Source organism: Vibrio rubrogenes (assembly GCF_059641415.1).
Genome location: NZ_JCARSY010000002.1, coordinates 1 through 23917 on the forward strand (window position 1 = coordinate 1; position 23917 = coordinate 23917).

At 45.4% G+C, this 23917-nt stretch carries 20 protein-coding genes, 1 other RNA gene and 2 pseudogenes; 9 read left to right on the forward strand and 14 right to left on the reverse strand.

The window, feature by feature from the left end; translation table 11 throughout:
- Window positions 1-505: 505 nt before the first annotated feature.
- Both AC55NX_RS02180 and AC55NX_RS02185 read left to right on the forward strand, forming a co-directional pair.
- A complete protein-coding gene (locus AC55NX_RS02180; protein ID WP_496994257.1) occupies window positions 506-1384 on the forward strand; it encodes a HEPN domain-containing protein in 879 nt (292 codons plus the stop codon).
- A 30-nt stretch (window positions 1385-1414) separates the two neighbouring features.
- Window positions 1415-1651 (forward strand): RNA 2'-phosphotransferase, encoded by a 237-nt coding sequence (locus AC55NX_RS02185; protein WP_496994258.1) that lies wholly within the window; start codon window positions 1415-1417, stop codon window positions 1649-1651.
- A 597-nt stretch (window positions 1652-2248) separates the two neighbouring features.
- Here the strand turns inward: AC55NX_RS02185 and AC55NX_RS02190 are convergent.
- Window positions 2249-3424 (reverse strand): pyridoxal phosphate-dependent aminotransferase, encoded by a 1176-nt coding sequence (locus AC55NX_RS02190; protein WP_496994259.1) that lies wholly within the window; start codon window positions 3422-3424, stop codon window positions 2249-2251.
- Window positions 3425-3600: 176 nt separating this feature from the next.
- Between AC55NX_RS02190 and AC55NX_RS02195 the strand changes: the two genes are divergently transcribed.
- Window positions 3601-5961: a response regulator transcription factor gene (locus tag AC55NX_RS02195; RefSeq protein WP_496994260.1), complete on the forward strand. Its 2361-nt coding sequence runs from the start codon at window positions 3601-3603 to the stop codon at window positions 5959-5961.
- Window positions 5962-5977: 16 nt separating this feature from the next.
- Here AC55NX_RS02195 and AC55NX_RS02200 read toward each other — a convergent pair whose 3' ends face one another.
- The 10 genes and pseudogenes from AC55NX_RS02200 to ffs form a co-directional block, all read right to left on the reverse strand.
- Window positions 5978-6907: a DUF1177 domain-containing protein gene (locus AC55NX_RS02200; protein ID WP_496994261.1), complete on the reverse strand. Its 930-nt coding sequence runs from the start codon at window positions 6905-6907 to the stop codon at window positions 5978-5980.
- Window positions 6908-6972: 65 nt separating this feature from the next.
- Window positions 6973-8547, reverse strand: coding sequence for an ABC transporter substrate-binding protein (locus AC55NX_RS02205; protein ID WP_496994262.1), 1575 nt, complete (start codon window positions 8545-8547; stop codon window positions 6973-6975).
- Window positions 8548-8568: 21 nt separating this feature from the next.
- Entirely contained in the window at window positions 8569-9642 is a 1074-nt protein-coding gene (locus AC55NX_RS02210; protein WP_496994263.1) for an S-methyl thiohydantoin desulfurase family protein, read from the reverse strand.
- Window positions 9635-11209, reverse strand: coding sequence for a hydantoinase/oxoprolinase N-terminal domain-containing protein (locus AC55NX_RS02215; protein ID WP_496994264.1), 1575 nt, complete (start codon window positions 11207-11209; stop codon window positions 9635-9637). Before AC55NX_RS02215 ends, AC55NX_RS02210 begins: the two co-directional genes overlap by 8 nt.
- A 14-nt stretch (window positions 11210-11223) precedes the next feature.
- A complete protein-coding gene (locus AC55NX_RS02220) occupies window positions 11224-12900 on the reverse strand; it encodes a dipeptide ABC transporter ATP-binding protein (protein WP_496994265.1) in 1677 nt (558 codons plus the stop codon).
- A gap of 3 nt (window positions 12901-12903) precedes the next feature.
- The gene (locus tag AC55NX_RS02225) at window positions 12904-13560 is read right to left on the reverse strand and encodes an ABC transporter permease (protein WP_496994450.1); all 657 of its coding nucleotides are present in this window, start codon (window positions 13558-13560) and stop codon (window positions 12904-12906) included.
- 69 nt (window positions 13561-13629) lie between these two features.
- Window positions 13630-13815: pseudogene (locus AC55NX_RS02230) on the reverse strand (D,D-dipeptide ABC transporter permease); the annotation flags it as partial.
- Window positions 13816-13821: 6 nt separating this feature from the next.
- A complete protein-coding gene (locus AC55NX_RS02235; RefSeq protein ID WP_496994266.1) occupies window positions 13822-14841 on the reverse strand; it encodes an ABC transporter permease in 1020 nt (339 codons plus the stop codon).
- 336 nt (window positions 14842-15177) lie between these two features.
- A pseudogene (locus tag AC55NX_RS02240) lies at window positions 15178-15282 on the reverse strand (TnsA endonuclease N-terminal domain-containing protein); the annotation flags it as partial.
- Between the two features lie 120 nt (window positions 15283-15402).
- An RNA gene (gene ffs / locus AC55NX_RS02245) (signal recognition particle sRNA small type) lies at window positions 15403-15499 on the reverse strand.
- Between the two features lie 276 nt (window positions 15500-15775).
- Here ffs and AC55NX_RS02250 point away from each other — a divergent pair.
- Window positions 15776-16099, forward strand: coding sequence for an MGMT family protein (locus AC55NX_RS02250; RefSeq protein ID WP_496994267.1), 324 nt, complete (start codon window positions 15776-15778; stop codon window positions 16097-16099).
- Here AC55NX_RS02250 and AC55NX_RS02255 read toward each other — a convergent pair.
- Window positions 16096-16536, reverse strand: a complete 441-nt coding sequence (locus AC55NX_RS02255) for a YbaY family lipoprotein (protein ID WP_496994268.1) — start codon at window positions 16534-16536, stop codon at window positions 16096-16098. The genes AC55NX_RS02250 and AC55NX_RS02255 overlap by 4 nt on opposite strands.
- Window positions 16537-16661: 125 nt before the next feature.
- Between AC55NX_RS02255 and tesB the strand changes: the two genes are divergently transcribed.
- A complete protein-coding gene (gene tesB, locus AC55NX_RS02260) occupies window positions 16662-17552 on the forward strand; it encodes an acyl-CoA thioesterase II (RefSeq protein ID WP_496994269.1) in 891 nt (296 codons plus the stop codon).
- A 339-nt stretch (window positions 17553-17891) separates the two neighbouring features.
- Here the strand turns inward: tesB and AC55NX_RS02265 are convergent, their stop codons facing one another.
- Window positions 17892-18353: an Lrp/AsnC family transcriptional regulator gene (locus AC55NX_RS02265; RefSeq protein ID WP_496994270.1), complete on the reverse strand. Its 462-nt coding sequence runs from the start codon at window positions 18351-18353 to the stop codon at window positions 17892-17894.
- A 141-nt stretch (window positions 18354-18494) separates the two neighbouring features.
- Between AC55NX_RS02265 and AC55NX_RS02270 the strand changes: the two genes are divergently transcribed.
- Both AC55NX_RS02270 and AC55NX_RS02275 read left to right on the forward strand, forming a co-directional pair.
- The gene (locus tag AC55NX_RS02270; protein WP_496994271.1) at window positions 18495-19613 is read left to right on the forward strand and encodes a PLP-dependent cysteine synthase family protein; all 1119 of its coding nucleotides are present in this window, start codon (window positions 18495-18497) and stop codon (window positions 19611-19613) included.
- 32 nt (window positions 19614-19645) lie between these two features.
- Window positions 19646-20209, forward strand: a complete 564-nt coding sequence (locus tag AC55NX_RS02275; protein WP_496994272.1) for a hydrolase — start codon at window positions 19646-19648, stop codon at window positions 20207-20209.
- A gap of 113 nt (window positions 20210-20322) precedes the next feature.
- On the opposite strand, the gene AC55NX_RS02280 is transcribed toward AC55NX_RS02275, so the two are convergent.
- Window positions 20323-21189 (reverse strand): Tim44 domain-containing protein, encoded by an 867-nt coding sequence (locus tag AC55NX_RS02280; protein ID WP_496994273.1) that lies wholly within the window; start codon window positions 21187-21189, stop codon window positions 20323-20325.
- A gap of 158 nt (window positions 21190-21347) precedes the next feature.
- Here AC55NX_RS02280 and AC55NX_RS02285 point away from each other — a divergent pair, with 158 nt between their 5' ends.
- Together AC55NX_RS02285 and AC55NX_RS02290 are read left to right on the forward strand one after the other, a co-directional pair.
- Complete coding sequence (locus tag AC55NX_RS02285; protein WP_496994274.1) at window positions 21348-21938, forward strand: TetR/AcrR family transcriptional regulator; 591 nt, start codon at window positions 21348-21350, stop codon at window positions 21936-21938.
- Between the two features lie 55 nt (window positions 21939-21993).
- On the forward strand, window positions 21994-23865 hold the full coding sequence (locus AC55NX_RS02290; protein ID WP_496994275.1) for an MFS transporter: 1872 nt from the start codon (window positions 21994-21996) through the stop codon (window positions 23863-23865).
- Window positions 23866-23917: the final 52 nt, after the last annotated feature.

Consider the following 23917-nt stretch of genomic DNA (forward strand, 5'->3'; position numbering starts at 1 on the left):
CCCACAATCACTATCGTGGGTTCTGGCCGGATGCTTCAGCTTTCATGAAGAATTTGAGGAATTGAAGGTATAAGTAAAAAAGGATTCACTCCTTTAGACCATGGGGCGGATATAATTAACACTTATGAATAAAGACATCTAATTGTTAGATTCCACACTGCCGATTAGCACACTCAAAACGTTACACTTGTACCTTCAGATAACCTCAGGTATCGCAAAGTTTTATAAGAAGATATAGCGGTAACAATTGCACTAACGAAGAATGGAAATCATCGATAGAAATTTATTGTTCACCAGATAGGTTCATTATTTGCACTTATCAGGACACACACCTTAAAGTGCGTCATATTTCGGAGCCGGAGGCTACAACAAGACAAATCAATAAAACCGAACCCCGTCGCATTTCCCTAGGCAACACCACTAAAACCATGACAAACAGTGTTTTTTGCCGCTCGCTTCTTTTATCCTATGAGCCATTCAATCCACACAGACCGAATATCGCTTTATGAAAACATCTCTCGACCATTTGCCTGAATCCAAACAACAGGAGCTTGCCACCATATCGACCATTCTGCGCGATACGCTGGAAGACTATCTTCAGGGGAAAACGGCGAGTAAAAGCGAGTTTCGTATTGTGAAAATCATCCTGTTCGGCAGCCATGCCAAAGGCACTTGGGTCAACGATCCGGTCAATGGCTATATCAGTGACTACGATATTCTGGTGATTGTGAATAAAGCCGCACTGGTTGAAGAAGATGTCGTCTGGCAACGCGCCAAAGAGCAGATCGACCGTAAAGTCACTTCGGCACCGCTGGGATTGATTGTCCATGATTTGCAGGAAGTGAACGAACGGCTACAGCAAGGGCATTATTTTTTTCGGGATATCCGCGAAGAAGGGATTGAACTATTTGCAGCCACACCAAAACCGCTGGCAGAGCCGGGGGATTTAACCGAAGCAGAAAAGCAGGAAATTGCCCGTAAGCATTATGAACAGTGGTTTACGAGTGCCAACGAGTTTTTCCTTTATTTTCATCCGATGGTTAAAAATGGTCATTTAAAAACAGCATCCTTTCAGCTTCACCAAGTCACTGAAAAATTGTTTGCCTGTACCCTACTGACCTGCACCAATTATTTACCCAAATCCCACAACATCGAAAAACTGGGGAAACTATGCGCCCAAATCGATGCTGAATTTGCAACCATTTTCCCGCTCGACAACAAATTCCACCGCCGCAGCTTCCGCCGCCTGCAACGCGCCTATATCGAAGCCCGCTACTCGGAGCATTATGAGATCACCGAAGAAGAATTGGCATATCTGGAAACAGAAGTGCAGCGATTGAAAGGATTGGTGGAACGGGTTTGTTTGAAAAGAATAATTAACTAACTTGAATATGTAATAGAGAAAATAAAATATATGACTTCCCAAAATCAACTCAAGCAGATCAGTAAATTTTTAAGCTTTGTGCTACGCCACAAACCAGAAGCGATTGACCTAACGCTCGACCCACATGGATGGGCTAATATTGATGAGCTGATTGATAAAGCCTCTACTTCAAATGAAATCGAAGATATTGACAGAAATTTAATTCAAGACGTTGTAGATACCAACGATAAAAAACGTTTCATTATCTCTGAATCGACAAATGTCTGATCGAAGTTTGAAGTTTGTCTGTTGTAGACGACGGCACCCATGCGTTTGCGAATCTCTATTTCATGTTCTAACGCAAGCAAGCAGAGCTTTTATTAATAAACCCGAAATTTCGTTTGTATTCGCATTTATGATCCAGTAGTTCGCGAAACTGCGCCGGAATCTGAAATCTAAACTGCCAAGAGCCATTTTTGGGATGAATAACCCATTTAGTACCATGATTCAGTACCTGTGCACAAAAATATAAATGATTGGAAAATAAGAGAGCAATTTATCTTAGAAAAGAGATAGATGGTGATTCGTGCAACATAAGTCTGCATAACCTCGTACGTAAGATCAATGAGTTACAGTCAAGATTGCAATATATAACAGCATAAAATTGCAGAATAAGTTAGCAAATTTTTACTTTAACTCAAATACAGCGTAAGAAACTTTCCTACATGTTAAGCTCGAAGTAAATCATGCCCCCTCGGCGGCATACTCTGACGCTGTTAGCATTAAACATCACAAATATCATTTGCAACTCACTTTTGGACACAAATGAGTCAGCTCAGATCTGGCTGACTCGATGATGGACAAAAATAATTTAATGCTTAACAATTATACCGCCGACAATAAAAACTCTCTTAGTCTCGCTAATGCTATTTCCAGTTTTTCATGATTACTGCCGTAACAAATACGTAAATGCCCTTTACCAGCCTCACCAAACGCTTCTCCGGGAGCCACACCCACTTTAGCGTCTTTAATCATATCCAGAATAAAGGATTGACTATTATCACTAAGACCATCAACTTTTATATATGCATAAAACGTCGCAGGCATATCGTAGAGTGTCACATGACTGATATCGCCCAAGGCATGCTGAACCATATCACGAGAAATTTTAAAGCGTTGCATCGTCTCTTTTAAGAACGACTCACCCTCTTGTACTGCAGCTAAACCAGCAGCCTGAACAAATGCTGGCGCACAAGAAACATTAAACTCAATCAACTTAGTTATCGTCGGGCGCAATGCTGTCGGAAGCGTTAACCAGCCTAAACGCCAACCTGTCATACACCATGCTTTAGAAAAGCTGTTACAGATAATAATGTGGTCGTCTTCAGTCAGATATTCACAAAACGACGGTGCATAATTCCCTTCATAAACATGACGGTTATACACTTCATCGGAAATGATCCACAACCCGGTTTGTCTTGAAAACTCAACCAAAGCTTCTATTTGCTGATTACTTGCCATCCAGCCTGTTGGGTTTGCTGGTGAGTTAATCACAAGTGCGCGAGCGTCTTTCAGTGTTTCAAACAAGCCTTCTAAATCAAGTTCAAACCGACCTTCTGTTTGTGTGAGTGGGAACTGAACCACTTCTGCGCCCAATAAACGGGGAATCGCCATTAATGTCGGGAATGCCGGCGTAATCACCACAACCTTATCGGCAGGCTTTAGAATAGTCTGCGCAGCGAGCATAACCGCATTGGTACCGGATACGGTCACAACTATATTATCTTGTTCAAAATCACGGGAAAAAAGACGTGACTGGTAGTCCACCAACGCCTCTCGTAATGCAGGCATACCGTTGTTAGGCGTGTATAATGTTTCACCACGCCACAAACTTTCACTTGCGGCATCACATATAAATTGTGGAGTGACGATATCTGACTCACCAAACCAAAGTGGTATTACCCCTTCCTGAGACATACCAAAATTCGCAATAGTACGAATACTTGATTGCTCGATTTCAGATGCGATTGGGCTAATATCCTTTAACAGTGACGATTCCATTCAGGCTTTCCTTGCTACTGTATTTGTCCTTGACCCCATATTATTGCTCTTGCTACAAAATTACCTACTTTTTTCGCTGTTATAGTCACTGTTAACCTTTACTACCAATGGTTAACCGTTGCTTTCCCATAACATTATGTTAGCGTGTTATTAAAACGTAGCTTGACAGTAAAATTATGATCGAACGCTTCCCTCTGCTCCATTTTATGGCCACCCAAAAGTCTCCTATCGTTATTTTAAATGGGATGGCTGGCAGCGGAAAATCAACCGTATTAAAACAACTTTCAGAATACCTTAAGTGTGATATTCATAACTCGCTGCCTAATCCTGAAAATACGGAGCATGGCGGTCATATGATCTGGGACCCACTTGGAAGAGCATTTCACCAGCATCTGAATCAGGTCATTCAGATGTGCCCTCTTCTGGAAGCTAAAGAACAAACTTTGTTTATTAGTGCAAGTTGGATTGGTAATAACAAAATAATCTCTGAAGCGTTGCTGTATAAAAAAATTGCACTTATTGATCACCATGCACTGCTGTTTTCTCAGGATGAAATTTCACAGTTGTACCCAGACGATTACAGCGATATTTATCTGCAAACAAAAGGCTGGCCGGTTCTGGTCGCCAACTGGAAAGAGCTGGATACTGAACGATATAAAGAGTCCCTGCAGGAGTTTATACAGGCAAGAATTCTTCCAAGTCTGTCTTACCATGAGCAGCGCCTGTTAATTGCTCTGGCATTTAGCTCGAACATCAAGCGTAAACTTATTCCTCTGGAAAACACGCACATCGAAAATCTATCACCACTGATAGAACTCGACAGAGACGACAAATTTGTTCTCGGTATTCCATACCTTAGAAAGACATTAGAAAGCATTGCCAAAACCGATACCCGCATCTATCAGGAAGCAATGAGGATTGTGGCTAAAAACCACTATAAAAGCGGACAAATCTATACCGCAATCCGCACCGCGATTAATACTCAGAATATTGATTTAGCAATACGCTGGTTTAAGCAAAGCGGTAGTGGGATGTATGGTTACTACCATGGTTTTTCGGAACTAAAACAGATCCTTGATACCTTCCCTATCGAAGTGATTGAGAGTGAACTGTCACTGTGCTGGGCAAAAACCATTTACCTGTTCAAAAACCAGCAATTCGTTGAAGCACGTGGCTTCATCGAAAACTTAGAGTTACTCAAACAGCCCTACTATCGTCACGAACAAGACCGGGCGATTGCCAGCCTGATCCTGACGAAATATGAAACCTATTTTGCGGCGACCTCGGGTGATTTGAAACTCGACAAGTTACATAAACTGGAATTTCATCTGTCTGCGGATGAAAACGCAATAATGAACTACTACGGCATGGTTTCTATTCAATATAGTAACCTGGGGGATTGGTTTCAGGCGGCGGTCTATCAGCGGAAAGAGCTGGAACTGGCGATCAAGAATGACATCCCATACCTGATTTTCTATTGCCACTTCAATCTGGCGCGGATTAATTTACGTATGGGTTATGTTGATGTTGCCGCTGAACACAGTCAGGAAGCCAAACGTCACATCAAACGTATCAGCTTTTATCATACGCTAAGTTTTGAACACAACTTCATTGATCTGGTTGATGGCATGATCGAACTGCTGCGCGGAGATAGCTCGCAAGCACTGAAATCATGGAATAACGTATCAATACTGCGTAAGCATTCTGAAGTCTGGCCTGAGTTCATCACCCAATTTGATTTCTTTGGTATTGCAACTCAGTTGATCAATCACGATTTCGAGCAGGCACTCTCCCTTATCGATGAACTTCATTATGAATATCAGATACGATTTTCAGATGCCCATGCAACCATCTACTTTAATCTGCTGTTGATTCTGATCCTGCAACAACAGGAACGGTGGATAGAGGCACAGACCAAGCTCAATCAAATCATAGAAGAGAAAACGACGATTATTGGTACCTTTACTGAGCTTTATCAATGGCTGAATTATCGAAACGATATTGGCTTAATTTCCATTCACAAATTGCCGCAATCACCAAAAACCAACGCCCGACAAAGCAATGATACCGCCTGGTCCGATATCTGCTATTCATTGCAGGAGATTAAGTTGCTATGGCATAACGGTAACACCTCGACCGTAACAACAAAGCTACTGTCACTGTTTTATCGTACTTATAAACTGAACTTATGGTTACCACTGCTTTTAGAAATGCACTGGCTCAATCCCATATTAAAGAAAATAAAAGCGGGTGAGAAAAAACGAATTCAATACACTCAATTCGAACAAGCAATTTTACACTGGGAAGAAAAATGTCAACTCAGCAACAGGCGAATAAATGTCGCCGAATTGACAAATAAGCAGCTACTTATAATACAGCGCTTAGCAGAAGGTCTTTCGAATAAGCAAATTGCTCAATACACAGGATTGTCCGAAAGTACCGTAAAATTTCATTTGAAAAACATCTTCAAGCAATTTGGCTTAAAAAGCCGTCAGGCTTTAGTGCAATTAGCAAATGACAAGGGTTGGATTCATTAAGGGATAAATTTCAGGTTCAGCTTTCGCTAACCAAGTGGCTCATCGAACCATAATGTTTCTTCAGGCCAGCAAACTGCTCTTCGCTATACAAAGAACACTCTTTGCGGCCATAAGCCTTAGCGGCTTCAATACAGAACGAACTAACCAGCGCGATATCAGTTTCATGACTTACACCAGTACCACAACCCGGAACGGAGCTTTCAGTAGTGATAGCAACACCGACTATAGGTTTATCTGTTGCAGTTGCTGGTTGCATAATGCTGTTTATGTGATGAAGTCCGTTTGAGTACGGAGTAATATCAGCTGTCGACAACGGGAAACACACCGCTTTCTTGCCAGTTACAAATTCCATTAATTCAATCAGATCATCCGCAGGGTGCAGAATATAGCCATCAATCACTGTTGGCGAAATTGCAAAGCCTTTGTGGTTGATGTAGCGGTTACCTTTGGTGGTATCAATCGACAAATACGCATCGCACTCATCAACCACTTCATGTGGTAAAATCTCAGAAGTTGTGACCGGTGAGTCCATAAAATCCACAGGCTTATGCGGACGAACTGGTGCCGTCGGACAGATGTGAGTGGTAATCACAACATCACCTTCCAGACTGTCTCCACGTTGACGCATCGTCGCAAGTTTTAACGCACATGCAATGGCAGCGACTGCGCCATCCGCGTCTGATACCATACCAATTCTTGCAGGTCGCGCACCGATACCACCAAGGCGGCCGATAATACCCAACGTTGGAGCATCACCTTGTGCTTGTTTACCTTTAGTACCCGGAATATCAATTCGTACGATATCGGTACTGCCTTTATCCCCTTTTAAAGGATAAGTAGTCGCGGTGATTCCCTCAAAGCCTTCGAACAGAGCAACAACATCGTTCCCTGATACTTGCGCATCTTCAAGCAAATCAAACGCAGTGATAGTTTGTTTTAACGACATACAAAATTACCTAAAACAACATTCGGGAATGCAGTGAAGGTTTCCCTCCACTGCAATGTGGAGCATTAACGACCAGCCGGACGACATAACCAGTTAAAGCGAGAGAAATCGAAGTAGAAGCCTTGAATTGGCACAAACTCCATATCACTAAAGCAGTTGTTTACACCCATACGGTAGTAAGTGGTCTGCAGGAATGTATCTACCTGATTGTCAACAATGTATTGTTGCAGTTCTTTGTAGATAGCATTACGTTTGTCATCATCCAGCTCAGTACCAGCAGCGTCGATCATGTCATCCACTTTTGGATCGTTTAACCATGACATTGACGCCCAAGAGCCGGCTGACTTTGAAGAGTACTGGTTATAGAACACAGAAAGTGGAGATGAATACGTTGGACCAAAGAAAATTTGGTTAACGTTCGGCGTTGTTTCCGGTTTCGCTGCAATCTCTGTGATTCGGCTCCATGGGTCAGCCTGTAACGTTGGTTTGAAACCAATCGCTTGCAAGTTTGCCTGCATCATCAGCGCGATTTCTTCTTCATAAGCAGAACCCGCAACGTAACCTAACGTGATAGGAATTGGGCTGCCTGCATATTTAGATTTCTGTACGTACTCTGCCGCTTTAGCCAGATCCAGTTTCGGAGCTTCAAGCGTATCCAGGTGAGCATCTTTAAACAGTGATACTAACGGACCAGCCATTGGTTCACCCGGGTGCAGCTCTTCGTTAACCAGGTCATAGTCGATCGCTAACGCAAGCGCTTTTCGGATATTCACGTCATCCGTTGGTGGCAACTGGTTGTTAAACTTCACGTAGTAGCCACTAGCCGTACTTAATTGCTGAATGTGGTAATTGTCCAGCTTATTGATCGCATCAAGCGTTTCGTTGGCTTGGTAAATACTGCTTAAATCCAGCTCACCTTTGTTTGCCAACGCCTTAATGGTTGATTCATCATTAGTAATCAATACGCGGACTTTCTCAACAGGGTTCTCTTTAAAGCCTTTGAAATAGTCGTGGTTACGTTCAAGCATGATACGACTACCACGCTGCCACTCGCCCAGCTTATATGGTCCTGTACCAGCACCTTTAGACGCTAAGTATTGTTCTGACCATTCGTTTTCACCCTTATTTTCTAACGCTACGTCCGAGTTAATCACAAACAAAATCGGAGTCATCGCCAAAAATGCCGAAGATGATTGTTTAAGGTGGAATGTAACAGTATGTGTATCTGTCGCTTCTACACCATCAGCATCAAGATATGGCTGAAAGAAACCAGCAGGTCCCTGGTTTAAAGTTAGCAAGCGTTTCGCTGAGTAAACCACGTCTTTTGCTTCAACCGGAGAACCGTCCTGGAATGTTGCATCTTCTACCAGGTGGAAAGTAAATGTTTTACCATCTGGTGAAATATCCCAGCTTTTCGCCAGATGCGGAACGATGTTACCTGTCGTATCTGCAGTCGTTAAACCGTCGTACAGGTTAACTGCCATCAGGTATTCTGTGTAGTCAGACACCTTTGCAGGGTCAATGCTACCTACAACCTGAATAACGTTCATCGTTGCAGTTAAATCATCGTAGCTTTCTGCCATTGCAGTGCCGGCAGTCAATGCAGCTGCAGTTAGTGCAGCAACCGTTGTCATTTTCATAATAGATAGATCCTTTATCGATTAGCTAAATGGTACATATTGAATTTCTGGGTATCCGAACGCGGCCGGACCAATAATTTCCAGAGCTTTTTCAGAACGCAGTAACGGGTGACACGGAATCGCAAGTACCGCGACTTTTTGACCGTATCGTAGAATTTCTGTCGTGATCGCATGACCAGTTTCGATGTCCAGAATGATGATCAGATCTGGTACGCTACAAGCCACTTCATCATTCACTTTCAAAATCAGGTTTTCGTTTTGAATATCAATGCTTGCCTTGTTTTCAGAAAATCCGCCCGAACCTTCCATCTGGACTGTACCGCGGGTAAAACCGGCAACCATGTTTCTTTCAAGGTCAACGATTTTGCCTTCAAACAACACTTTGCCATTCTCATGAGCACAGATTTCTTCAATAGGATTGGTTTTTTCTGCGTTCGAACGCATTACTGCCAGTCCAAGATTCTTCGCTTGTGTAACGGTTCCAGGTACTGCGTACTTTTTAACGAAGCTGCCTTTCATTGGTGCTTCTACCATGCCGGCACCACCGCCCATTTGAACCACACAAGCACGGGCCAGTCGTTCCAGCCAGAACTCATCAATCAGGTTTTTGAAGATAACGGTATTACCATGTGCATCCGACATCGCCGCTGGCACACTGCAGTGACCATAAATACTGAATGTCGTCATCTGCATTTCCGGGAAAGCTCGGCCCATACCGTCACCATCCACAAGTGGTAATCCGGTAATCGCAGCGATTGCCGCCGGACGAAGACCGTTTGCACCACCAATCTCTACCGGAATAATCGCATCAACCTTCTTGCCGATGTCTTCTTCGATAGCACGGATAGCACGAACAATTTCGTTACCTTCACAGATTTTTTCCATTGATACGGCTGGCGCACCAATATTACCGACCGAAATAACCAGAGCATCGTCATCCAATTCACTTAAGCTGATCAGATTAACTTTTGATCCTTTGTCCATTTCTGCAATAGCGTGCAACTTCCCGTAATAAGGGTTACCACCACCACCAGTACCTAATATAGCGGCACCAATTTCCAATGCTTCGATATCATTTTTGGTTAACTCAATCATTGTTAAACTCCAAGTCTCCTACCACTTTGACTCGAACGCGAGTGGCGTTCCCTGGTAAATACGCTAACGGCACATCTTCCTGGTCAATAACCTGAATACTGTGTGCGCTGGCACCTGCTGCAATGGCTTTTTTAATCGCAACATTAACCGCATCTTCAATCGCTTGTTTACGGGTGATTTCAGTCAGACTGTAAATTTTGTCTGCTTCACCGCTCACCTGTGCAATCGCAGCACCTACCGCGTTTGCAACCGAAAAATGATTTGGCTTAATCGCTTTCAGCCCGCCAATTTCATCCGGTGCGATGATAGAGCCACCACCGACAACAATAACTGGGATTTCAGCAGAAGAAAGGCGGTTTTTCTCGACTACTTCCAGCATTATCTTGTCCATTTCGCCAAGAGAAAGTGCCACAAGTGACTCGTCAATACCGGTTGCTTTGCTAACGTCACCAACTTGAGCACGCCCTGATGCGACGGCGATGTCTGTTGCAGTGATCTGAGTACCACCAAATACCAATGCTTCTTCGATGATTCGGTAACCAACACTCTGAGGACCAACTTCGACTTTTTTGTCTAAGGTGCCGAGGTTGAAGTTTACACAGCTACCGCCGCCTAAACCGACTGACACCATATCCGGCATTCTAAAGTTAGTACGTACACCGCCAACATCAACACTGGATGAAGCCTGACGTGGGAAGCCCTGTTGGACCAAACCAACGTCTGTGGTTGTACCACCGATATCGACCACAATGGCGTCCTGCTCACCTGACAGGAATACAGCACCACGCATAGAGTTAGTCGGACCGCTTGCAAAAGTCAGTACCGGGAATTGCTTAACGAACTCAGCATTCATCAAGGTACCGTCGTTCTGAGTGATAAAGAACGGGCAATGTAAACCACACACTTTTAGCGCGTTAGCAAATGCATCAACGGTTTTCTCACTCAGCGCCAGCAGGCTTGCATTAAGTATTGCGGCATTCTCACGCTCCAGCAGACCTATTCGGCCAACCTGATTCGACAGAACAACAGTACACTCAGGGTGAATTTCCGCGAAAATTTCAGCAACTCGTTTTTCTGACTCATCATTAACCGGGCTGAATACGCTGTTCACCATTGCAGAAGTAATATCTTTACTCTTTAGATCAAGCGCAATTTCTCTAATATGTACTTCATCTAACGGATTGATTTTACGTCCGTCAAACTCATAACCGCCTTTTACCAGATAGCTGCCCGCATCAATCAATTCTTTGATGTCTTCTGGCCAGCCAGCAAAAGGAGGCACACTCAAAGTCGCAGGTAAACACAAACGAATAACGGCTGTTTTAGACAAATGCTTACGTTCAACGACAGCATTCGTAAAGTGGGTTGTACCAATCATCACACCCAGAATGTCACTGCTTGACACTCCGGAAGTTTCCAGAATCGTACCAAGCGCTTTTTCAATACCAGTGGTGACATCCTCTGTCGTTGGTTGCTTGGTTGTCGCAACCACTTCATTATGATTCATTAATACGGCATCGGTATTGGTACCACCGACATCAATGCCTATCCTATAACACGTTGTCATTGTCTCTCCTTAAATCATCCCTGTTGCAAGACGCGGATAGCATCTTCGTCACTAATCTCTGGCTTATGTTGCTCTTCATCATCGCTGACAACAGGAATTGCTCGAATAAGCGCTCGGGTATAAAGCTGTGTTGATTGTTCAAATATTTCTTTGGTGTCGCCGCTTTCAATAAGCTGTCCGCGGAACATAACTGCGACTCGGTTACAGAAATTGCGCATTAAACTTAAATCATGCGAAATAAAGATGTACGTCAGTCCCAGCTGCTGCTGAAGTTTTTCCAACAGCGAAATAATGCTTTTCTGTACAGATACATCCAGTGCTGAAGTTGGTTCATCCAGCACCAGAATTTTTGGGTTAGCTGCCAATGCTCTTGCAATAGCCACACGTTGCTTTTGACCGCCAGACAGGCTAGACGGATACATATCCGCGTACTCCAGAGGGAGTTCAACCAACGTCAGCAGACGTTCTATTTCCTGCTTACGCTTTTCGCTTTGCGCGATAAACTTAAGTGGAACCTCTAATGTCTGAGCAATCGTACGTCGTGGGTTCAATGAAGCAGCCGGGTTTTGGTGAACCATCTGAATACTATGGCGATTCTCTTTCTTTCCACGCCAGGTTTCCAACTGACGGTTCTCAATCATAATGCTGCCACTAGTCGACTCTATGATGCCCATGATCATTCGGGCCAGAGTTGTTTTACCAGAGCCTGATTCACCAGCAATTCCAAACGTATCGCCTTTTTTTATATCCAACGAGAGTGGTTTAACCGCAGCGACTTCATCGACCACTTTACCCTGCCAGTTTTTCTTAGTGATAAAACGTTTTTCCACGTCTATCAGGCTGACAAGAACCGATTCTTCGTCATTTGCAGGAGCGGACTCACTGTCCACATACAGTTTAGGTACCGCGTTAAACAGTCTGACTGTGTATGGGTGGCTTGGATTCGCGAAGATATCCTTCACCGCACCATGTTCGACAATGCGACCATGCTGCATGACATAGACCCGGTCTGCTGTTTTACGTACCACACCAAGGTTGTGGGTTACCATAAGTAGCGCAAGTTCTTCATCAATAACCAGTTGGTTGATTAGCTTGATGATTTCATCCTGTGTGGTCACATCCAGTGCTGTACCGGGTTCATCCGCGATAAGCAAGCGAGTCGGATGCAGCAACGCCATTGCGATAAGCACTCTTTGACGCATGCCTCCGGATAGTTGCCATGGATAAGATGAGTAAACACGCTCCGCGTCCAACAGTTTTACTTTCTTAAGCACATCAAAAATGTGTGATTTTCTCGCTGCCGCGCTGCTGGAGATTTTCATCAACTTATCACCAGCTTTCATAATGTCATCTAAGTGCGTACCAATACGGAACACCGGGTTAAACGACGTTTGCGGATCCTGCTGAATCATCGACATGATTGAACCTTTAAGCGATTCACGCTCACCATCACTCATGTTCAACGCATCTTTACCGTTTACTTTCAGTTCACCGCTCTCAACAATGGTCTGGCTATCGTTTAGAGTGCCAATCAAAAACTTACTGGTCACACTTTTACCTGAACCGGATTCACCAATCAGCGCAACACGCTCGCCTGGCTTAATGTTAATCGAAACATTGTGCAGGACCTTTCTGGTTCCGCCGTAGACCTTAAACGCAAGGTTGAGGTTATTAATTTCAATCAAATTCATGCTTTATACCTCAACGTCGAAGAAGTCACGTAGTCCATCACCAAGAAGGTTGAATCCCAGGATGGCATATAAGATGGCAAGACCAGGCATGATCGCTTCCCACCAGTATTCTGGTAAGTAGCTTGCGCCGGTAGAAACCATAGTGCCAAGATCCGGTGTTGGCGGTTGAACTCCTAGTCCCAGGAAGCTTAACGTCGCACCAAACAGGATAACGAAACCAGCATCCAGCGTTGTTTTTACACTGATAGCAGCAATACAGTTAGGCAGAATCTCTTTAGTGATGATGTGCCAGTGAGAGGCGCCACTTAAGCGAGCGGCTTCGACAAAGTCTTCTGTTACTAAGCTCTTCGCTAAGCGATAAATCAGTCGGCAATGCCAGTTCCACCACAGGAACGATATCGCAATCATCGCATTGGTCAGGCTTGGCTCAAGGATAGAAGTAATCGCCAGAGCAAGTGCCAACGGTGGAACAGCCAGTAACATGTCATTAAAACGCATGATCACCTGTTCAACCCAGCCACCTGCATAAGCAGCAACGATACCGAGTAACACACCGATAGGCACAGAGATAGCCAGTACGCCAATCACAAGTGTCAGAGAGATACGGTAACCGAAGATCACGCGGCTAAAGATATCACGCCCTACGTTATCAGTTCCCATGAAGTACTCTAAACTTGGTGCAAAGTGACGCGCTCTGAAATTCACGAAGCTGCCTGCATGTTCAGGGTACGGTGCAAGTAATGGAGCGAAAATCGCGAGCAGCAATACACTGACCACAATCAATAGGCCGATGACCGCCGTATGGTTACGGGTAAAACGATACCAGGCTCTACCAAAGTTTGTGTACTGTTTACTTGCCGTTTCAGGAGTAAACTCCTCTACTCCATTTGGCAAATGTGTATCTAAGTTATTCATAAGCTATTACTTCCCTTTCAGCTTCACACGAGGGTCAACAAGACCAATAACAAAGTCGATCACAAGGTTTGCTACGATGAAAAAGACACCTGAAACTAATACAACCCCTACCACTGCGTTGAAATCTTTATGCAAGATGGAGCGTACGCCATAACTTGCTACACCGGGCCATGAAAACACCATTTCCACAACAAAGGCGTTACCAATCAAAGACGCAAACTCAAGACCAAGAATCGTCAATGGTGCTGAAGCACTTAAACGTAGCAGGTACTTAAAGTTCACCAGTGGACGACTCACACCACACGCACGAAGTGTTTCAACATGGTCACGGTGACTGAATTCAATCATTGAAGAACGGGTAATACGCATTACCTGAGATATACCAGCCGCTGATAGTGCAATGGCAGGTAATAAAATATGCTGCAAACTATCAGCAAAGATATCGAAACGTCCTGCTAATAAAGAATCTAAAAGGAGTAATCCTGTATATGACTCATCAAACGTCAACGAGCTGGACATACGCTCTGTTACGGGTAAATCAAACCAGCCAACACTCGCCATTAACTGAAGAATGATCGCTAATAAGAACGAAGGGGTGACCACACCCACCAGTGAGATGATGCGTGAAAACTGGTCAAACACACCATTAGGTTTATACGCAGCAAATAGTCCGAGCGGAATCCCGAGACACGCGGTGAAGAACACGGCAACCAGAACTAACTCTAGTGTCGCTGGTAACGCTTGTTGAATATCTGTTAGAACGTCGCGACCAGTCATTGTCGACTCGCCCATGTCGCCATCCAGTAAATTACCAACATATTGGATATATTGACTAACCAACGGCTCGTTAAGTCCCATGCTTGCGCGTAATTCAGCGACCTGTTCCGGTGTGGCCATAGGCCCTAATGCGATTCGTGCCGGATCACCTGGAACCAATCTCGCAATAGAGAATATGATCATTGACAGCCCGACAAACACTAACAGCAAACGACCAGCTCGGGCTGATAGATAGTAGAAGTTATCCATGACATTCCTTGTTTTAATTTCCTTTCCCATAAAACTTACTGTCTCACGAGCCAGAAACAAGGATATAAATGGGTAGTTTTTACAAATAATCGGGTAGCGAAGACGAATAAACATACAAATCGATAAGTAAGAAATCCAGATACAAACGAAACCAAATTAAGGTAAATCACCAAAAATAAGCATAACTACCCTTAAGAAATACAAGACTAGAACTAAAAAGCCTTACTTAAATAACGAAAAGTTAATGAAGACATAGAGTCATAGGTTAGAAAAACTTTCAGTGAGGAAATTTCTATATGTAACTAAGTTAAATAGAATGATGAGTTAGCCGTATAGATCAAACTCAAGTACCGACATAGTCCGAACAATATCGTCATTCTTTAAGCTCATAAACTTGCGGATATTATGAACATGGGAGGATTTTTTGGTTTGATCATACATAGCGCTGCCACTTTTTGTTGTAAACCTACAACAAAAAATAGTCTATGCAGATACATTGTGAAAATTTGCAGAGTTAAGTGCAATTTTTGCAATTTCAATTTGCACACATCAGATGGGTGGAAGCCCCAGCCACATCCCGGCACACACGTCATTCGCTGTGGCTGCTACCTTCCGGTCCTGACCAAGTTCACGAATTAGTGTTGCGGGAGGACCAGGGCCTCCATAGATAAGGGCTTTGATGGTGAACATCGAAAGCGGGGTGATTATCAGGTATTGAGATCCGCATTGCAAGCCTCTTTCTGATAAAAGTGGTCTGATACCAACTGAGTGGGTAGGGATTAATCAGATTCGCTCGTTTTACACCATGAAACCTATCCCGTTCAACCGATTGTGCACAAATCAAAGACCTGACAGACAGCCGTTTTGATCATACACTGGTGCGCATTAATTATGGGACTCAATGTCATTCAACTTTGGTAGCGGATCGATTGAGATGACGCATTCTGATGATAAAAAGCAGTTTCTTGCTCAGGTGTTTACCGTGATTCACCAAATCCCGGCAGGCAAAGTGAGCACTTATGGGGATATCGCCAAAATGGCAGGTTATCCGGGCTATGCACGTCATGTCGGTAAAGCGCTGGGGCAACTGCCCAAAGGTTCGACGCTCCCTTGGTTTCGGGTGATTAACAGCAAGGGAGAAATCTCGCTGTCCGGTCCGGATTTTGACCGCCAGCGAGCGGAATTAGTCGCAGAAGGGATACCAGTCAGCAGCAGCGGCAGAATTTCACTCCGCAGCTACCGCTGGCAACCGGACTAATGTGATGATGCACTTTTCTTCGCTGGCACCATTTGGATCCGACCATCATATACCGTGGGTTCAAGGGCAAGATCTGTTGCCGTACCCGCGCCCCGATACCGGACATGTCCCTGTTCGAAAATCTCCGCCTGAATACGATAACGATGATTTTGCCGAATGCTCGACTGGGTATAAGAGAGTTGAAAGTCAATCGGCAACGTTAAACCGTCACCATGAAATTGATATTTTGCAACCACCTGATTATGCTGCGTTTTATCATTGAGAGTCACCACCACGAGCACCTCTTTCGGTAATGGATAATCACCGAGCAATGTGCCGGTCATTTCATGAATGAGTGCTTCTTGAGGTTGAGCTTGTGTCTGTGCCAGTCCCCCACTGCTGAGAAAAATACAGATAAAGGGCCAAAAAAGGCGCCATTGATTGTTATGATTCATCATTATAAATTTTATATATCTTCCATTTTGAGCCGATAATTATAGAGATAAATATCAATTAAACAAAACTTGATTTTTGATTTCTGACAGCGTTTGATGTCGGTGTGTAGATAAAATAGTGAGGTAGTATGAGCGAGGCTCTCAATAATTTACTCGAACTTTTGCAATTAGAAAAACTAGAGGAAGGACTCTATCGGGGTGACAGTGAACACCTTGGGTTACCTCAGGTTTATGGGGGGCAAGTGATCGGTCAGGCACTATCAGCTGCCCGCTATACCGTCGATTCTGAGCGGACGGTTCATTCATTTCATAGCTACTTTCTTCACCCGGGCGATCCGGAAAAACCGATTATTTATGATATAGAAAATCTCAGAGACGGGCGCAATTTCAGTACACGACGCGTGAAAGCGATCCAAAATGGCCGGCCGATTTTTTATCTGACTGCGTCATACCACGGTGAAGGTACTGGCTTTGAGCACCAAAACACGATGCCAGACATCCCCGGGCCGGAAAATTATGCTTCTGAAACCGAGCTGATGAACCAAATTTCCCACCGCCTCTCTGAACCGGTCAAAAAAATGTTCTGTCGGGAGAAACCCATCGAAATTCGTCCGGTGCATGTGGTAAATCCGTTCCAACCGGAAAAAATCGAACCCAGACAGTATCTGTGGATTCGGGCCAACGGTGAATTACCGAATGATCAGTTGATCCATCAGTATCTGCTCGGCTACGCCTCTGACTGGGGCTTTCTGGTCACAGCCTTGCACCCACATGCAGTCACGCTGATGACACCGGGATTTCAGGTCGCAACGATTGATCACTCGATGTGGTATCACCGCCCGTTTAGTATGGATGAGTGGCTGTTGTTTGCGATTGAGAGCCCAAGTGCGACATACGGCCGCGGGCTGGTACGGGGAGAGATCTACAACCAGCAAGGTGATTTGGTTGCCAGTGCGGTACAGGAAGGTGTGATGCGTTTTCCTGATCGCACCACGCCAAAGCCATCAGATGATGCTTAGTTGAGACCATAACTTTTGATGACTGCAGGCTTTACTTTCCCCCAAGGGGAAGCTTTATGGTACAGATGTGGTCATCACCAACACCGGAGGTCAGTATGGGATGTTGTAATACCCCCCCACCGGGCGGGAGTAAAAATATAGGTCTCTTCTTGAAATATATTGGAGTTTTATTTGCTGTCATTGTTTTTATTACATTGATATTTGGTTAACCGGGTTCACTGATTAACCTTAAGTAAGCTGACAGCTCTTAGCTCTTATACTCAAGTTCAAGTTCAAGTGGCCTGTCGGGACATTTTTCTGTGTCGGCAGGCCGAGGTGCATACTCAGTATTAACAACCGTTATGACAATGGCAGCTCCGTGGTATATTTCAGTGATTCCATCGCAAAGGTCGAGGTCACATCACTCAAGCCTTCGATACGATTGACCAGTTGCTTGTAAAACTCGTCAAAGCAGCGCATATCTTTGACGACGACTTTCATCATGTAGTCATACTCCCCCGCCATCCGGTAGAACTCCATCACTTCTGGAAATTCTGAAGCGATTTCAACAAAACGGACATACCACTCATGCGAGTGATTACTGGTTTTGAGCATCACATAAGCGGTGAAATTTAATCCTAACTTTTCCGGATCCAGCAACGCAACTCGCTTTTGGATAACTCCTATTTCTTCGAGCTTTTTTAACCGCTTCCAGCATGGTGTCGTGGTCAGATTGACCGCATCGGCCAACTCACTCAAAGACCATTCCGCATTCTGCTGTAATAATCGCAGTAATTGTTTATCGGTTTTATCCAGCTGCATACTCCACACCTTCAATATAAGAGAAAAATTTTCTACAATTTAGCCAAAAAACAGCAAAAAAAGAAACCTTTTTCTCTGTGAATACGGTTATTTTTATTCTACTCGTTCGTTCATATTATTCGCTTTATAGGAAGTATTCATATGTCCAGTAATCATGGTTGGATTAAGCAGGCAATTCATCAAATCATGGCCGAAGAAGCTCGTCATCCGGAGACGCCGCTGATCAAACTAACCGTACCCGGTTTGCAGAACATCGACATTTACCTCAAAGATGAAAGTCGGCATCCGACAGGTTCGCTGAAACATCGCTTGGCCCGATCACTGTTTTTGTATGCTTTGACCAATGGTTTGATCGGACCGGACACCCCGATTATCGAATCCTCTTCCGGCAGCACTGCAATCTCCGAGGCCTATTTTGCCCGCATGCTTGGCTTGCCTTTTTATGCGGTGATGCCACGAACTACCGCGCGTAAGAAAATTGAGTTGATCGAACAATATGGCGGCACAGCACACTTTGTCGACCGTTCTTGTGATATTTACCCGGTGGCCCGGCAACTGGCTGAAACACTCGGCGGACACTATATCGACCAGTTCACTTATGCAGAACGTGCCTCGGATTGGCGAGGAACAGATAACGTCGCTCATGCGATTTTTGCACAAATGGCGCAAGAACGCTTTCCGCTACCGCGCTGGCTGGTGATGTCAGCCGGCACCGGCGGCACCTCCGCCACACTGGGACGCCATATTCATTATCGCCAGTATCCAACCCAATTATGTGTTGCAGATTGTGAAAACTCGGTCTTTTACGATGCGTTTCTTCACAATGATTCTCAACTGACTTGCCAACAAAGCAGCCGGATTGAGGGAATTGGCCGCCCCAGAGTTGAGCCCAGCTTTATACCGGGTGTGATTGACACCATGATCGCCGTCCCTGATGCTGCCAGTATCGCGACCATCCACTGGCTGGAGCAGCAAACCGGCCGCAAAGCCGGCCCCTCAACCGGAACCAACCTCTATGCAACACTCCAGCTCGCCCGGCAGATGCAACGCAACGGTGAAACTGGCTCGCTGGTGACATTATGGTGTGATGATGGTGAACGCTATCTGGACTGCTATTACAATCCGGCTTGGGTAGAGCAACATATCGGTTCGATCGCGCCTTATCTGGCACAACTGGATTCATTTGAATTGAATGGGAATTTTTTTGACGATCAGCAATCCAAGATCACATCTGTGCCTGAATGTCAGGTAGAGATTTAATCTCCGATTCTCATCAATTCAAGGAAATCACGATGCTGACATTAAACCCGCATGAAACCGCATTGATTCTGATCGATTTACAACAGGGTATACTCGCCCCGCAGCGCTATCCGTACCCCTCAGATGAAATACTGGCAAGGTGCCAGTCGCTGGCAGCGCGTTTTCGCCAGCATGGTGCGACCGTAGTCGGCGTCAATGTCGGTTGGTCTGCCGACCGGCAGGATTACCCGCCCGGTGTGGTTGATGAACCGACTCCGGCACCGGAAGCAATGGAACCGTGGATGACATTGGCTGATGGTGTGGTTGAAGACGGGGATGTATTAATCACCAAACGGCAATGGGGTGCATTTACAGGGACAGAACTGGATATGCAGCTACGCAGACGTGGGATTCGTCATCTCGTTGTTGTCGGGATTGCAACCAATATGGGGGTAGAATCCACCCTGCGCCACGGTTGGGAGCTCGGATATAATATGCTCACCATCGAAAATGCTTGTAGTTCATTCTCATCAGAACTTCACCACATGGCCTTTGAGCATATTTTTCCGCGACTGGCTCGTGTTTTACCGAATGGTGATGTCCTGCATTTTGTTTAGCGCCATCGGCCCGATAGCGTAAGCGTGAAGATCTCAGTCGACACAAAGGAAAATGCCTCCGCAAACGGAGGCATTTTTTCATCAATCAACTTTTTATCCATCAATGATGATAATTAGCCTTGAATACCAACAATCAGCCAAGGCGAATTCGGCACGGTTAAATCCCGTTCAAGATGCCAGATATCTTGGATCTCTTCTTCAATGCCTTCAACAGCATCACGGTAACGCCCTGAAAATTGTAAGCTCAACTGGGCGCGGTTCGCATCATAATCAGCACGGACAAACTCGGCATCGACATACATCACATCGGTATGCTGTTCACCGGTCAGTTTTTCCCGTTCTGCTTTCAAATCGTCAAACAGGCTTGCAGAAACATATTCACGAATGGTGTCTAACTCATTGTGATTCCATGCTCCCTGCAAGATGCGATAGTGTTCTCTGGCTCCGTTCAGGAATGCTGCCCGGTCAAATTCCGGAGGGTAACGGTGCGGTACGTCACTGGCAGCATTAGTACCAAAGCCGCTTCCTCCTACGGCAGTATCTTCAGGTTGTTCGAAGCTATGCACATGAGACTGTCGATGAGCGGCCCCGCCAAATGCCGGTTGCTGCTGATTCATACTGCCCTGCTTGGCAGCCAGAACCCCGCGCAATAATTTGAAGATGAAAAACGCCACTAACCCGATAATCAGAATATCCATAAACTGGATACCTTCAAAAGCGCCACCGAAAAAAGCAGCCAACAGACCACCGGCGAGCAGACCGCCCAGAAGTCCTCCCATCAGGCCTTTACGTCCGGCATTTTGCGTCTGACCGGCTTTATTATCCTGCGTTTTGGTATTGCTGTACTGTTGCTTCGGTGCCGGAGCAGTTTTGAGGCTACTGCCCAAAGAACGGCCACCACCGAATTTCTTTGCATCAGCGACCGGCATCACCGCTACTGAAACAATAATTAGGGTCATTAACGATAAAAAGCGTTTCATGTCTATCCTTCGTTTTGTTAAAAGGGATCAGGAGTATCATAGACACTCCTACTGACCAAAGAAACTCTTTACATGTATCAGAATATTGCAGGCTTTGATTGACGCTCAGACAAGGGAACCATAATATATTGAACGTTGTTCATTAACGATTACAGATCATGGCCAGAAGAAACGACCACACGCGAGAAGAGCTCATTCAGCTGACATTGGAACATGTCAAAAAATTTCTTACCGATCACTCTTATCATGAACTGAGCTTACGCAAGGTCGCAGCCATGATTGGTTATGTCCCCAGTACATTAGTCAATGTGTTCGGTAGCTATAATCTCTTGTTATTACATGCCGTCGCCCAGACACTCGATGAACTGATTGAAGAGGCCAGACAGGCAGTCAGTCAGAGTACCGATCACCGGGACGCCTTATTTCAACTCGCCTACTGCTATCACGATTTTGCCCAACGCCATACCTTCCGCTGGCAACTGATTTTTGAACACAATATGAATGGCGAAGATCTGCCCGCATGGCAGACACAAAGAATCGATCACATGACGGACATACTGGAAACCCTGTTACAGCAGCTGGCACCACAGCGTTCAGCGGAAGAAATTACGATTACCAGTCGCGTTTTGTGGGCCGGCGTACACGGCATCACTTTACTGAGTGTCGATGATAAATTCTTTGCTTCATCACCGATTGACGGCAATGAACTGATTCATAACTTACTGACCCACTATCTAAAGGCTTGGTAATCAAACTCGTCACAATAGCTTTGACTTAATCGCACTGGGTAAAAAGGATGCTCCCATGTCTCATACGACTTCATCACTGCTCTCTTCCCGACGTTTTCTACCTTATTTCATTACTCAGTTTTTCGGGGCGTTTAACGATAATGTGTTTAAAAACACCTTGCTATTGTTTGTTGCGTTTAGCAGTGCCGATCAACTGGCGATTTCAAGCACCCTGTTTATTAATCTCGCTGCCGGCTTATTTATTCTGCCTTTCTTTCTGTTTTCCGCCTCTTCCGGCGTTCTCGCGGACCAACTGGAAAAAAGCAAACTGATCCGAAAAATAAAGTTATTAGAAATTGTCATCATGAGTCTGGCTGCCATTGGATTCATCACCCACAGTTATCTGATTTTACTGTTGCTGCTTTTTCTGATGGGCACCCAGTCTGCCTTATTCGGCCCCGTCAAATACGCCTTACTGCCACAACAACTGAAGCCTGATGAACTGATGAGCGGCAATGCACTGGTCGAAACCGGAACATTTCTGGCGATTCTGCTGGGGACATTACTGGCAGGAGTGATCGCCTCAACCCCAAGTGCAGAATACATCGCGGCGGGTGCAGTCTTGGTGTTCGCCGTGTGTGGCTATCTGGCAAGCCGCTATATCCCCCATGCTCCGGCAACCGCTCCGAGCCAGCGTTTTCACTGGCGTCCTATCTCACAAACACGCCAAACGCTGCGGATTGCCAAGCAGGATCCTGTGATCCACCGGACCATTCTGATCATCAGTTGGTTCTGGTTTATGGGAGCAACTTATCTGACACAATTTCCAAATTTCACGCGTTATCTCCTTCATGGCAATGAAGGGGCAGTCTCTTGGCTACTAACACTGTTTTCGGTGGGTATTGCACTCGGTTCTTTACTGTGCGACCGCCTGTCACGCCACCGGGTTGAACTCGGGCTTGTGCCACTGGCTTGTCTGGGGATCTCGTTTTGTGGTTACGGGCTGGTCAACAGCATACCGGACGCATTACCTCAAGCAATGAGCTTTACAGCCTTTGTCACCAACACCGAACTATGGCCGCTATTTTTTAGCTTATTATGCCTGGGGGGCTTCGGGGGAATGTTTATCGTCCCTTTGTATACGTTATTACAACAACGCGCCCACCCGGAACAACGTGCACAAGTGATTGCAGCCCTTAATATTTACAACGCACTGTTTATGGTGATCAGCGCAATCGTCGCAATCATCGTTCTGTCGTTGTTGCAATGGTCGATCCCCGACCTGTTTTTGCTGCTCTCGCTGATCAATCTGGGCATCGCGGTTTATTTATTGTATCAGCGACCGATTGAAACGCTGCGTTTCGTGCTGTCATGTCTGACGAAAATATGCTATCGAGTTCATTATCGCAATCTACATCATCTGCCGTCTCAGGGCGGTGCCCTGATTATTTGTAACCACGTCACCTATCTGGATGCGCTGATTCTCAGTGCCGCATCACCGCGATTGATCCGTTTCGTGATGGAAGCCGATTACACCACCCTTCCTCTGATTCGACCGGTTTTGAATCGTGCGGGAGTCATCCCGATCTGTGCTTCACACGGTAAGACCATTCGCCAAGCGTTTGTGCAGATTGAACAGGCACTTCAGCAGGGGGAACTGGTCTGCATTTTCCCCGAAGGACGACTCACATCAGACGGTGAAATCGGACCGTTTCTCCGCGGTTTGGACCGCATTATTCAGCACACTTCCGCCCCGGTGATTCCGATGGCACTGAAAGGGATGTGGGGCAGTTATTTCAGTCGCCATCGCGGCCGGGCTTGTCGTGGACTGCCGCAACGTTTCAGAGCAAAAATTGAAGTGGAAGCGGCTCCGCCAATCATGGTAGCCGATACCGACAGCACTCAGTTGCAGCGACATGTGGCTGAGTTAAGAGGCACATGGCGCTAATTGTTCAATTTTAATGAATGAAAGTTAAAAACATTCAGACTGACTGATCGCT

Excerpts from the sequence above, each read along its gene's own strand:
- AC55NX_RS02195 (WP_496994260.1), top strand. The coding sequence starts at position 3,601 with ATGATCGAACGCTTCCCTCTGCTCCATTTTATGGCCACCCAAAAGTCT.
- AC55NX_RS02200 (WP_496994261.1), bottom strand. The coding sequence starts at position 6,907 with ATGTCGTTAAAACAAACTATCACTGCGTTTGATTTGCTTGAAGATGCG.
- AC55NX_RS02270 (WP_496994271.1), top strand. The coding sequence starts at position 18,495 with ATGTCCAGTAATCATGGTTGGATTAAGCAGGCAATTCATCAAATCATG.
- AC55NX_RS02210 (WP_496994263.1), bottom strand. The coding sequence starts at position 9,642 with ATGATTGAGTTAACCAAAAATGATATCGAAGCATTGGAAATTGGTGCC.
- AC55NX_RS02275 (WP_496994272.1), top strand. The coding sequence starts at position 19,646 with ATGCTGACATTAAACCCGCATGAAACCGCATTGATTCTGATCGATTTA.
- AC55NX_RS02285 (WP_496994274.1), top strand. The coding sequence starts at position 21,348 with ATGGCCAGAAGAAACGACCACACGCGAGAAGAGCTCATTCAGCTGACA.
- AC55NX_RS02250 (WP_496994267.1), top strand. The coding sequence starts at position 15,776 with ATGACGCATTCTGATGATAAAAAGCAGTTTCTTGCTCAGGTGTTTACC.
- AC55NX_RS02280 (WP_496994273.1), bottom strand. The coding sequence starts at position 21,189 with ATGAAACGCTTTTTATCGTTAATGACCCTAATTATTGTTTCAGTAGCG.
- AC55NX_RS02290 (WP_496994275.1), top strand. The coding sequence starts at position 21,994 with ATGTCTCATACGACTTCATCACTGCTCTCTTCCCGACGTTTTCTACCT.
- AC55NX_RS02220 (WP_496994265.1), bottom strand. The coding sequence starts at position 12,900 with ATGAATTTGATTGAAATTAATAACCTCAACCTTGCGTTTAAGGTCTAC.
- AC55NX_RS02235 (WP_496994266.1), bottom strand. The coding sequence starts at position 14,841 with ATGGATAACTTCTACTATCTATCAGCCCGAGCTGGTCGTTTGCTGTTA.
- AC55NX_RS02215 (WP_496994264.1), bottom strand. The coding sequence starts at position 11,209 with ATGACAACGTGTTATAGGATAGGCATTGATGTCGGTGGTACCAATACC.
- AC55NX_RS02190 (WP_496994259.1), bottom strand. The coding sequence starts at position 3,424 with ATGGAATCGTCACTGTTAAAGGATATTAGCCCAATCGCATCTGAAATC.
- AC55NX_RS02255 (WP_496994268.1), bottom strand. The coding sequence starts at position 16,536 with ATGATGAATCATAACAATCAATGGCGCCTTTTTTGGCCCTTTATCTGT.
- AC55NX_RS02205 (WP_496994262.1), bottom strand. The coding sequence starts at position 8,547 with ATGAAAATGACAACGGTTGCTGCACTAACTGCAGCTGCATTGACTGCC.
- AC55NX_RS02185 (WP_496994258.1), top strand. The coding sequence starts at position 1,415 with ATGACTTCCCAAAATCAACTCAAGCAGATCAGTAAATTTTTAAGCTTT.
- tesB (WP_496994269.1), top strand. The coding sequence starts at position 16,662 with ATGAGCGAGGCTCTCAATAATTTACTCGAACTTTTGCAATTAGAAAAA.
- AC55NX_RS02180 (WP_496994257.1), top strand. The coding sequence starts at position 506 with ATGAAAACATCTCTCGACCATTTGCCTGAATCCAAACAACAGGAGCTT.
- AC55NX_RS02225 (WP_496994450.1), bottom strand. The coding sequence starts at position 13,560 with ATGGGAACTGATAACGTAGGGCGTGATATCTTTAGCCGCGTGATCTTC.
- AC55NX_RS02265 (WP_496994270.1), bottom strand. The coding sequence starts at position 18,353 with ATGCAGCTGGATAAAACCGATAAACAATTACTGCGATTATTACAGCAG.